Source organism: Vreelandella alkaliphila, from assembly GCF_016107625.1.
Classification (GTDB): Bacteria; Pseudomonadota; Gammaproteobacteria; order Pseudomonadales; family Halomonadaceae; genus Vreelandella; species Vreelandella alkaliphila.
This window is the reverse complement of the sequence record NZ_JABASV010000001.1, coordinates 687,604-697,661: the sequence shown is the minus strand read 5'-3', so window position 1 is coordinate 697,661 and position 10,058 is coordinate 687,604. Positions and strand designations below refer to the sequence as shown.

5 protein-coding genes and 2 pseudogenes are annotated in these 10,058 nt (G+C 58.9%); 5 read left to right on the top strand and 2 right to left on the bottom strand.

Features of this window, described 5'->3' with window-relative positions:
• Positions 1-55 precede the first annotated feature (55 nt).
• Positions 56-754 (top strand): annotated as a pseudogene (locus JFC11_RS03155) (transposase); the annotation flags it as partial.
• Between the two features lie 224 nt (positions 755-978).
• On the opposite strand, the pseudogene JFC11_RS03150 reads toward JFC11_RS03155, so the two are convergent.
• Positions 979-1,772: pseudogene (locus JFC11_RS03150) on the bottom strand (transposase); the annotation flags it as partial.
• A 225-nt stretch (positions 1,773-1,997) separates the two neighbouring features.
• A complete protein-coding gene (locus JFC11_RS03145) occupies positions 1,998-2,939 on the bottom strand; it encodes a LysR substrate-binding domain-containing protein (protein ID WP_198348696.1) in 942 nt (313 codons plus the stop codon).
• A gap of 282 nt (positions 2,940-3,221) precedes the next feature.
• Here JFC11_RS03145 and amaB point away from each other — a divergent pair, with 282 nt between their 5' ends.
• The 4 genes from amaB to JFC11_RS03125 all read left to right on the top strand — a co-directional run bounded on the left by amaB (position 3,222) and on the right by JFC11_RS03125 (position 10,058).
• Complete coding sequence (amaB, locus tag JFC11_RS03140) at positions 3,222-4,715, top strand: L-piperidine-6-carboxylate dehydrogenase (RefSeq protein WP_198348695.1); 1,494 nt, start codon at positions 3,222-3,224, stop codon at positions 4,713-4,715.
• 58 nt (positions 4,716-4,773) lie between these two features.
• Positions 4,774-5,658 carry a peptidoglycan DD-metalloendopeptidase family protein gene (locus JFC11_RS03135; protein ID WP_198348694.1) on the top strand — a complete coding sequence of 295 codons (885 nt, stop codon included), beginning with the start codon at positions 4,774-4,776 and terminating at the stop codon, positions 5,656-5,658.
• A 79-nt stretch (positions 5,659-5,737) separates the two neighbouring features.
• Positions 5,738-7,243, top strand: a complete 1,506-nt coding sequence (locus JFC11_RS03130) for a Na+/H+ antiporter NhaC family protein (RefSeq protein WP_198348693.1) — start codon at positions 5,738-5,740, stop codon at positions 7,241-7,243.
• 10 nt (positions 7,244-7,253) lie between these two features.
• On the top strand, positions 7,254-10,058 hold the full coding sequence (locus JFC11_RS03125) for an aminotransferase class III-fold pyridoxal phosphate-dependent enzyme (protein WP_198348692.1): 2,805 nt from the start codon (positions 7,254-7,256) through the stop codon (positions 10,056-10,058).

Genomic DNA, 10,058 nt, shown 5'->3' with positions numbered 1-10,058 from the left:
TGAAAGGCGTTACTTTAAGAGCCTAACGGGTGTCTAAAATATCCGGGGCGATTCATGGTTTTGCCGCTTCTTGTTGAAGTTCCCTACTCCACTAAGTATCACGCGCTATAAAAAAACGACCTTCGTGCGGCGTGCTTGGGTGGTAGTGGGGAGAAAGGTGGCCAAGCAGCGCTTTTTAGAAGAGATTTATGAAGTGGCGGGGCAGTCGATAGAGTTACCCGTACCGCTTAATAGCCCCGCAATTGCCACCTTCAAATTGCAGATTGGTCGTTATCTAAAGTTAACCGAGCAACGACAGCAAATCGAAGATGCGGTTGACCGGTTGATATCTCACCGCGATGATTATCAGCGACTTCGGACATTGCCTGGTATTGACCCCATCATCGCCCTAGTTATTATTGCTGAAAGTGGTGATCTGAAGCGTTTTTGCCATTACCGCCAATACCTTAGCTTTTGCGGCTTCAATTTATCGGGAAGCCAAAGTGATAAGCAGCTAGGGTATTACCGCTTATCGAAAAGGGGCAACGCACGTTTACGGTACGCCTTCTGGCTGGCAGCCACGGTCGCCATTAGACAGCGGGAAAATACATTTCGACAGAAATACGAGCGCTATATTCGGGCAACGCCCCATGATCCTGATATCAAGCGGAAAGCCCGTGTGGCAGTGGCCGTTAAATTAGCCCGCGTCGCACATGCTTTAATAAAGACAGGTAGTGATTATCGAGGCTATTATGAGTTTGGTTGTGAGACGTAAATCTGTGCCGTTAGGGCACCCAGTGACCCTGTAGATAATGCTCAACGCTCACAACCGTTCCAAAATGCTTTGTTAAGTCCTGTTGGGCTATTTGGACCCTTGTACACTACGGTGAGCACCCTTTAGATCTGGTTGCGACGTATGAGCCTGAGCAGTGAGTAAGTGTTCCGATGTCGAGCACGAAGTGAGGTTTTGTTTGCATATTGAGCGGGTTTCGTAGGTAGTCCGTTATCCGTACGAATGGCGCTAGGTAGGCCACGTTGTATAGCCAGATGATTCAGAATCCGTGTTAACGACAGCCCGCCAATGGCACATTCAGGCACAATAGCCACTGATTCATGGGTGGCGTCGTCGACAATGGTGAGGTTCTTTATCACTCTCCCTTTCAAACACAAAATCCATTGACCAGACCTGATTGGCGGTACCAGGGCGGCCAAGGGGCTTTCGTTCAGACGTGGTAACCTTCTTACGCTTGCGCCGTTTTACTTGCAGCCGAGCCGCCGCGTAGAGGCGTTCGACGCGGTTATGATTGACCTGTTCATCGGCTTGACGCAGCTTCAAGTAGATCATGCCAGCGCCGTAGCGACGATGCCGGTGTGCCAAGGCAACCATGCGTTCACGCAATGTCTCATTGCGGTCAGGGGCCGGTTGATAACGAAACGCACTGGCACTCATACGAGTAACACGGAGCGCTCGGCGCTCACTCAGACCACGTGACACCATAAAACGCACCAGGTCTCGGCGTGCCGGGGTACTCACCACTTTTTTCTCAGCGCCTCGTGAGTGACCTCCATCTCCAGTAGCGACTCAGCAAGCAGCTTTTTCAAGCGTCCCTTTTCGGCTTCGAGTTCTTTGAGTCGCTTGGCATCGGGCACGCTCATGCTGCCAAACTTGCTGCGCCATGGATAGTAACTGGCTTCAGAGAAACCGTGCCGACGCATAGGTCCTTAATGGGCAGTCCCGCTTCGGTTTCGCCCAGGAAGCCAATGATCTGTTCTTCGCTGAAACGCTTCTTCATGTCCAATCTCCTTACGTAGGATCGGACTCTAAAGTGTAGCGCTACTCAATCTGGGGGTGACTTCGGAGCCACCAAGACTCCTGTTTCGCAACCTTCAGAACGCTGATTCGTACCATTATGACTGGCTGTGAACTGGCGCTGATCCCGAGCTGGAGTAGGCTACTCTGGCCGATGCTGCGCAGCCTCAATGCTTACTACCTGATCTATCCCAAATATCTGGGCGAACTAGTCAAGGTGTGGCACTTTGCTCCCCACTTGCTCGGCTATACCGCACCGCATGATGTCCCGGTGCTCGAGGATCCAGTTGATGAAGCCCTTGAGCTTGGCCATCTCCCCCTTGTGCTCGGGATATGCTAGGTAGTAGGCATCTCGGCTCGCCAGAGCGAAGGGCCAAGGCACCACCAGATGGCCAGCCGTCAGTTCCTCCTGGGCCAGGAATTTTGGCACCAGCGCAACGCCACAGCCTGACCGCGCCGCGCGCAGAGCCATATAAAAGGTATCGAACCGTGGCCCGTGATAGCTGTGCTCGGTATAGCACCCCTGAGCCTGGAACCAGTCATGCCAAGCTTCAGGCCGGGTCGCACTCTGCATCAACACCAGCCGAGTCAGCGACAGTGGATCGTCGACACCGCCAGGTGGCAGTATGGCCGGCGAGCACACTGGCACCATTTTTTCATCAATCAGCTTGATGCACTCCGCCTTAGGCCATGCCCCGTGGCCGAAGAAGAAAGCCACGTCGATGCGCTCGTCTTCAAGGTCGAAAGGCACCACTCGGTTGCCGATGTTCAGATAGATGTTGGGATAGCGAAAGCGAAAGCCGTTGAGCCTGGGAATCAGCCAGCGGGCTCCAAAGGTTGGCAGGGTAGTGACGTTAAGAACCTCATTCTCACCCCCGTAGGACTGCATGTAGCGAGTCGACATCTCCACCTGGGCGAGTATCTTGCGCACTTCGGTTAGATAGAGTGAGCCCTCAGGAGTAATCTGCAGGCGCTTGCGCACACGGCGGAACAGGGGGTGTTGAAGCACTAACTCCAGCTGGGCTACCTGCTTGCTGACGGCGCTTTGAGTCAGGTTCAGCTCATCCGCCGCGCGGGTGAAACTTAGGTGCCGGGCAGACACCTCAAAGCACTGCATCGCGGTCAGGGTGGGAAGGTGGGCACGACTCATAACAGCCTCATAAAGCATGAATTATTGGAATGTTCATCTGACAAATATCGCTTTAGTGACCAAGCATACTCTCAAGATGTTGTTCAAATATCTCTGGCTAAAGCAAGCACGACTTTAGCATTGAGGAAGTCGTGATGTGGCTTCAGCACTGATACTACGCAGATCCTGGTAGATGAAGAAAAAACAGAATGAACTCCCGAATATTCGTCGCTTGAGCATTTTTCACAACCCTGATGATACTGAGTGTGTACCCACTTAATATCGCGACCAGTAGGAGAAAGAATGAACGACGCCATCATGCAGCGCCTGGGAGTACGTGTAGAGCAGTACCTTCAAGGTGATTACCCGGTGACTAGCCCCACCGATGGTGCCGAAATCGGCCGCGTAAGAATGCAGGGTGCCGATGCGATGGACGCCAGCATCGCCCGTGCGGAAGCGGCATTCACTCAGTGGCGCCAGGTGCCAGCGCCGCGCCGCGGCGAGCTGGTCCGTCTGTTCGGCGAGCAGCTGCGTCTCCACAAGGAGGATCTCGCTGCCCTAGTCACCTTAGAGTGCGGCAAAATCTACCAGGAAGGCCTCGGTGAGGTGCAGGAAATGATCGATATCTGCGACTTAGCCGTGGGTCAGTCGCGACAACTCTTTGGCCTAACTATCGCCTCTGAACGCCCCGGCCACCACATGCGCGAGAGCTGGCACCCCCTCGGTCCAGTTGGCTTGATCACCGCTTTCAATTTTCCTGTAGCACCCTGGGCCTGGAACGCCGCCCTGGCTCTGGTCTGCGGCAACAGCCTGATTTGGAAGCCGTCGGAAAAGACCCCGCTATCTGCCCTGGCCTGCCAGGCGTTGCTTGAGCGTGCCATGGCAGAGTTCGGCGACGAGGCGCCCCAGCACCTCAGCCAAGTGGTGGTCGGCGATCGCGATGCCGGCGAGCGCTTAGCCGACGATCCCCGCGTGCCGTTGATCAGCGCCACTGGCAGCACTCGCATGGGCCGTGAAGTCGCCCCGCGCGTGGCCGCGCGCTTCGGCCGCAGCATCCTAGAGCTCGGCGGCAACAACGCTATGATTCTGGCTCCCAGTGCCGACCTGGAGATGGCCGTGCGGGCCATCCTGTTCTCTGCGGTAGGCACCGCTGGCCAGCGGTGCACCACCCTGCGCCGCCTGATCGTCCACGAATCCATTCGCGACGAAGTCGTCGAGCGGGTTAAGAAGGCCTATGTCGGCGTGACCATCGGCGACCCGATGGGGGACAGTCTGGTCGGCCCGCTGATCGATGCCCAGGCGTTTGAGCAAATGCAATCGGTGCTCGGCAAGGCGCGTGAGCAGGGCGCCAGCGTGTTTGGCGGCGAACGTCGACTGGCCGACGAGTACCCCAAGGGCTACTACGTGGCGCCAGCCATCGTCGAGGTCGAACAGCAGGACGAGCTGGTCAAGCATGAGACCTTTGCCCCGATCCTCTACGTGATTAGCTACCGTGATTTCAGCGAGGCCCTAGCCTTGCAGAATGACGTGCCTCAGGGGCTGTCTTCCTGCGTCTTCACCACCGACGTTCGCGAGGCCGAGGCCTTCGTCTCGGTTGTCGGCAGCGACTGTGGCATCGCCAACGTCAATATTGGCCCCAGCGGCGCTGAAATCGGTGGCGCCTTCGGCGGCGAGAAGGAGACCGGCGGGGGACGCGAATCCGGCTCCGACGTTTGGAAGAGCTACATGCGTCGCCAGACTAACACGGTGAACTACTCTCGCGAGCTGCCCTTAGCCCAGGGCATCAAGTTCGACTGATACCCACGTAATTATCGGGTGCCCCGGGAGGGGGTGCCCTCGTCAAAGAGAGAGAAGCATGCCGACTCACGATAACCTTCGATCCCTCTGCCTGCGCTGGCAAGATGCAGCGCTGGCGACCGAACTTGCCCCCGAGGCCCTTGAAGATCCCGCGGTCCTCGATTGTCTGCCCAAGGCGTTGAGGATTGCCCTGATGTCACGCTATGGCGTAGTTCATCCTGCTCTTGCACTGTATGGGCTGCGCCATCAATTAGGGCTCAGCCCGTGCCCCAGGGAAGAGCGCTTCCAGCGATGGGCCAACCGCAATCAGAGCCCGGTCGCTCTGCTCACGAGCCTTGCCCACAAGACGCACGAGGTCATCGAATTTGCCAGCGAGCAGCGCTTCGCCCTCGGCGGCCGCACCGACCCTGAATACAATACACGCTTGCTGTTTGACGCCATGGGCGACTCTCGCGTCGCCCTTGGCCGCTACCTGGAGGATCGGGCGTTCTACCGCGAACCCCAGTTCTTCCGCGGTGATGAAGCGCGCAGCGTTCATCTCGGCATCGATGTCTTCGAGCACGCCGAAACGCCGGTACATGCCCCTTTCGATGGCAAAGTGCATAGCCTGGCCTACAACGCCAAGCGACTTGACTACGGCGCCACCATCATCCTGGAGCATACTATGGAGGATGACACTCCCTTCTTCACCCTTTACGGGCATCTGTCACGCCAGAGCTTGAAACGGCTTTCCCGAGGCGACCATGTCGCTCAAGGTGACGCCTTCTGCCGACTTGGTTCCCCCACCGAGAATGGCGGCTGGGTACCCCACCTGCACTTCCAGGTGATCCTAGACATGCTGAACTTCGAAGGCGATTACCCTGGTGCAGCCTTCCCATCCGAGGTTGCCATCTGGCGCAGCCTGTGTCCCGACCCTCGACGCATCGTAGCGATTGCAACCTAGGCGGCGCCTCCCGACGCCACTGTTCCATTCACACTCCGGCATTCCCGATGCCAGAACAACAACGATAATGGAGACTCTCATGACCGCGTCTTCTACTGACGACCGTACTGCCCCTCCGCTGGCAATGGCCCTGACACCACTAGTGGTCGCTATCGCGTCCATCAGCCTGATGATCTATATGTTCCAGGGCGAGTCTCTCGGCGGGCCCGTGCAGCTTGCCCTGATCTTCTCAGCCGCCCTGGCGGCAGGACTTTCTCTGGCCCGTGGCGAGCGATTCGCGACGCTCAAGGCCGGCATTTTCGAAGGCATCAATGTGTCCATGAACGCCATCGTCATCATCTTGCTGGTCGGCGGGCTGATTGGCGTATGGATCCTGTCCGGAATCGTGCCGAGCATGATCTACTATGGCTCTTTCCTGGTCTCCGGTGACGCCTTCTACTTCAGTGCCTGTCTGATTTGCGCCATCATCGCCGTTAGCATTGGCAGCAGTCTGACCACCGCCGGTACCATAGGCCTCGCGCTGATTACCATCGCCGAATCGGTGGGCTTTTCCACCGCCGTCACCGCCGGAGCCATCATCTCGGGATCCTATTTCGGCGACAAGCTCTCGCCGCTATCGGACACTACCAACCTGTCGGCGGCGGTCTCCGGAGGAGAGCTGTTTAGCCATATTAAGGCGATGTCACGCACGGTGTTTCTCAGCCTCGCCGCGAGTCTGGCGCTGTACTGGCTCATTGGCCTGCAGACCACCGATGCCAGTGACAACCTGTCCAGAATCACCGAGCTGCGCATCATGCTCGAAGCGAACTTCGTGATCAGCCCGCTTTTGATCGCTCCCTTACTGGTGGTTTTGGTGCTCGCCTACCGAAAAGTCGATGCCATACCGACGTTGTTCATCGGGCTACTAATCGGCGCGCTGGCCGCGATGCTGTGGCAGACGGACAACGCCCTACGCCTGGCCGCGACATCTGACAACACCCTGTTCCCAGTCATCGAGGGTGTTGTGCGCGCCATCTCCACGGGTTATGTCTCCACCACCGGCGATGCCCATTTTGACCGCATTCTGAGCAAGGGTGGCATGTTCGGAATGCTCTACATGCTGTGGCTGGTCGTCGCGGCGATGTCCTTCGGCGGCATCATGGCCAGCGCAGGATTCCTCAGGCGCCTAGTCGAGACCATGACTCGGCGTGCGAAGACCCCGGGGGGGCTGGTGCTGTCAACCCACCTGGCCTGCTTGACGACGCTGATGCTCACCGGCAGCCAGTACATGGGCAATATCCTGCCGGGGCGCATGTTCAAGGAGAAGTACGAGGAGTTGGGGCTCGCACCCGAGAACCTGTCGCGTGCGCTGGAAGATGCCTCTACCGTGGTGTCTCCGTTGATTCCCTGGACCACCTGCGGCGCTTTCCTGACCGCCACTCTAGGGGTCCCGACGTTGATCTACGCGCCCTTTACCTTCTTCTCCCTGATCAACCTGCTGCTGGCCATCGCCTGCGCCGTACTGGGACTCAACATGTTGCGCAACGCCAATATCCGGCCCCAGCCCACCTCTTCTCAACAGAGTGGTCACACCCACCACGCCTGAGGATGACTTCATGTCAGAAACGATGATCATGTCCGAAACCATCGAACAGTGTGTCGTAGAGGCACTTGCCGAGCACTTTGGCCTCGCGGGAGCCCTCGAACGCCTCGATGGCTACACCGACCAGAACTTCCGCCTGATCTTGGACGATGGCAGCCGTTACTTGGCCAAACTCAGCCGGGCCCCAACCATCCAAGCTGAGGTGGCCTTGATGACGGCCCTGGAAGACCAGCCCCTGGGTGGGCTCAAGCTGCCGCGCCATCGGCGCAGCCGAGATGGCCAAGCGAGCGTGACGCTCAGGCTGGATGGGGAGAACTGGCAGCTGCGCCTACTGAGCTATCTGGATGGCACCCTCTGGGCCGAGGGCCTGCCTCCCAGTGAAGCCCAGCTGTATGCCACTGGCGAAGGGCTCGGCCATCTCGATCTGGCCTTGGCCGAACTCGAACCGAGCGCTATGGGCTGGCCCGTGGAGCCCTTCCACGATTGGGATTTGACCGCGTATCGTACTCTCGCGGAGCGTCCCGAGATTGGAGGACTGCAACACGAGATGCGCGAGCAGATGGCCGCATGCGTCGATTTCGTACGCGCCAGGGAGCATGAGCTCTCCATTCAGCTAATTCATAACGACGCCAACGACTACAACCTATTCCTAGACTCGCCGACATCGGAGCATCCCAGTGGCTTGATCGATTTCGGCGATGTCTGCCACGCCTTCACTGTCATCGAACTCGCCGTCGCCGCGGTCTACCTGACCGACCGCAGTCCCAACCGACTGGAAGCGCTCAAGCAGCTGACTCTGGGCTATCACAGCATTCGGCCGCTCTCCAGGGGGGAACTCGAATGCCTGCCGCGGCTTATCCTGCTGCGCATACTGCTGAGTCGAATGAACTATCTGAAGGCCGCCGCCGCCGGCCAAGACGCGCCCTATATCGCCATATCCCAAGTGCAGATCCTGCGTCAATGGCGCTACTTTACCACGCTCAGCCCAGAGCTGATTGCCGAGGAGCTGATCGCCCTGTGCCATCCCGTCTCGACGCTAGCCCCCCTGAACGAGCGCAGGGAGTGGCTGGCGAAGCGGGGAGTGCTGGACGTGTTGGGCGACGATCGCTACACCGCTCTGAACCCGTCGCGAACCTTTGGCGTTCCGATGGGCGGTGTCGAAGAGCGGATCGCCACCGGCGAGACCTTCATCGCTCAGCGCGACTTGGTGCTGCGCAACAAGATTCGCGTCATCCGCGTCGATCAGCGTGACGATCGTCTGGTGATCGGTCTGCAGGATCGCCGTCTAGGACGCCTCAGCCTGATCCTGCGTAGTGCCGATCCGAGCGCGCCTCTGCCGCGGGCCGAACTGAGCCTGGACGGCTTTTCTCTGTCCCTTGCTGCGGGCCAGACCATCACCCTGGCTTGCCTGTGGGGGGAGAGTGATATCGGTGGGCTACGAATGTGCACGAGCCTGGATGCTGAGGAGTGGCAAGCGGTCGCTGCGGTCTACATCGATCCGGCCCTGGCACTCGGCCGTGGCAACGTCTACGGCGCTCGCAACGGCGTCGCTACGCTGCTCCACGCTCGTCGTCAGTTGCTTTCCCCCACTCTGAGCCATGCCTATCAGCATCCACTAAAGATCGTACGCGGGGACATGGCCTATCTGGTCGCGGAGGACGGCAGACGCTACCTAGATCTGGTCAACAACGTTTGCCATGTGGGGCACGCCAACCCGCGCGTGGCGGCGGCTGGCTCCCGGCAGATGGCCGAGCTGAACACCAACACCCGATATCTTCACGACACCATCGTGCACTACTCCGAACGTTTGCTGGCTACCCTGCCGGGCCATCTGGAGGTGGTCTTCCTGGTCAACTCCGGCAGCGAGGCCAACGACTTGGCAATGCGTTTGGCACGCAACTACACAGGACGTCACGATTTGGCCGTGCTGGAACATGCCTACCACGGACACCTCTCGAGCCTGATCGACATTAGCCCCTACAAACACGACGGACCGGGCGGCCAGGGTACCCCAGAGCACGTAATCAAGCTGCCTTTCCCCGACACCTATCGCGGACGGCATCGTGGCAAGGGGGCCGACGAGCTATATCTGGCAGAGGCCCTCGAGACCCTTTCTCAGGCTCGCGAGCAGCCAGCAGCATTCTATGTCGAGAGCTTCGCTGGCGTCGGCGGCCAGTGGATCTGGCCTGAAACTTACCTCGAGGGAGTGACACGTCACTTGCAGGCACATGGCACCCTGTACATCGCCGACGAGGTCCAGGTCGGCTTTGGCCGCGCCGGCAGCAGTTTCTGGGCTTTCGAGCAGTATGACGTCACCCCGGACATCGTCACCCTAGGCAAGCCCATCGGCAACGGCCACCCCATTGCTGCGGTGGTCACTACTCGGGCGGTGGCCGAGGCCTTCCGTACCGGCATGGAATACTTCAACACTTTTTCCGGCAACCCAGTGTCTTGCGCCATCGCCCTGGCGGTGCTTGACGAAATCGAGTCCCGAGACTTGCAACACCATGCCAGGACCCTCGGTGACTCACTCAAAGGCCGCCTCGAGGCTCTGGCTGAGCGCTTCCCCAGGGTCGGCCAGGTACGCGGGCGCGGACTCTTCCTCGGCATCGAGATCATCGAGGGCCCGAGCCTTGCGCCCGACAGCGCCACCGCCAAGCGCATCTGTCATTACCTGCGCCTCAACGGGGTACTGCTCTCCACCGACGGTCCCGACGACAACGTGCTCAAGATCAAGCCGCCACTGGCCATCCAGGCCGGCGACATCGAGGCCTTCCTGACTCTGCTCGAAGCGAGCTTCGACATGTACTGCCAATAA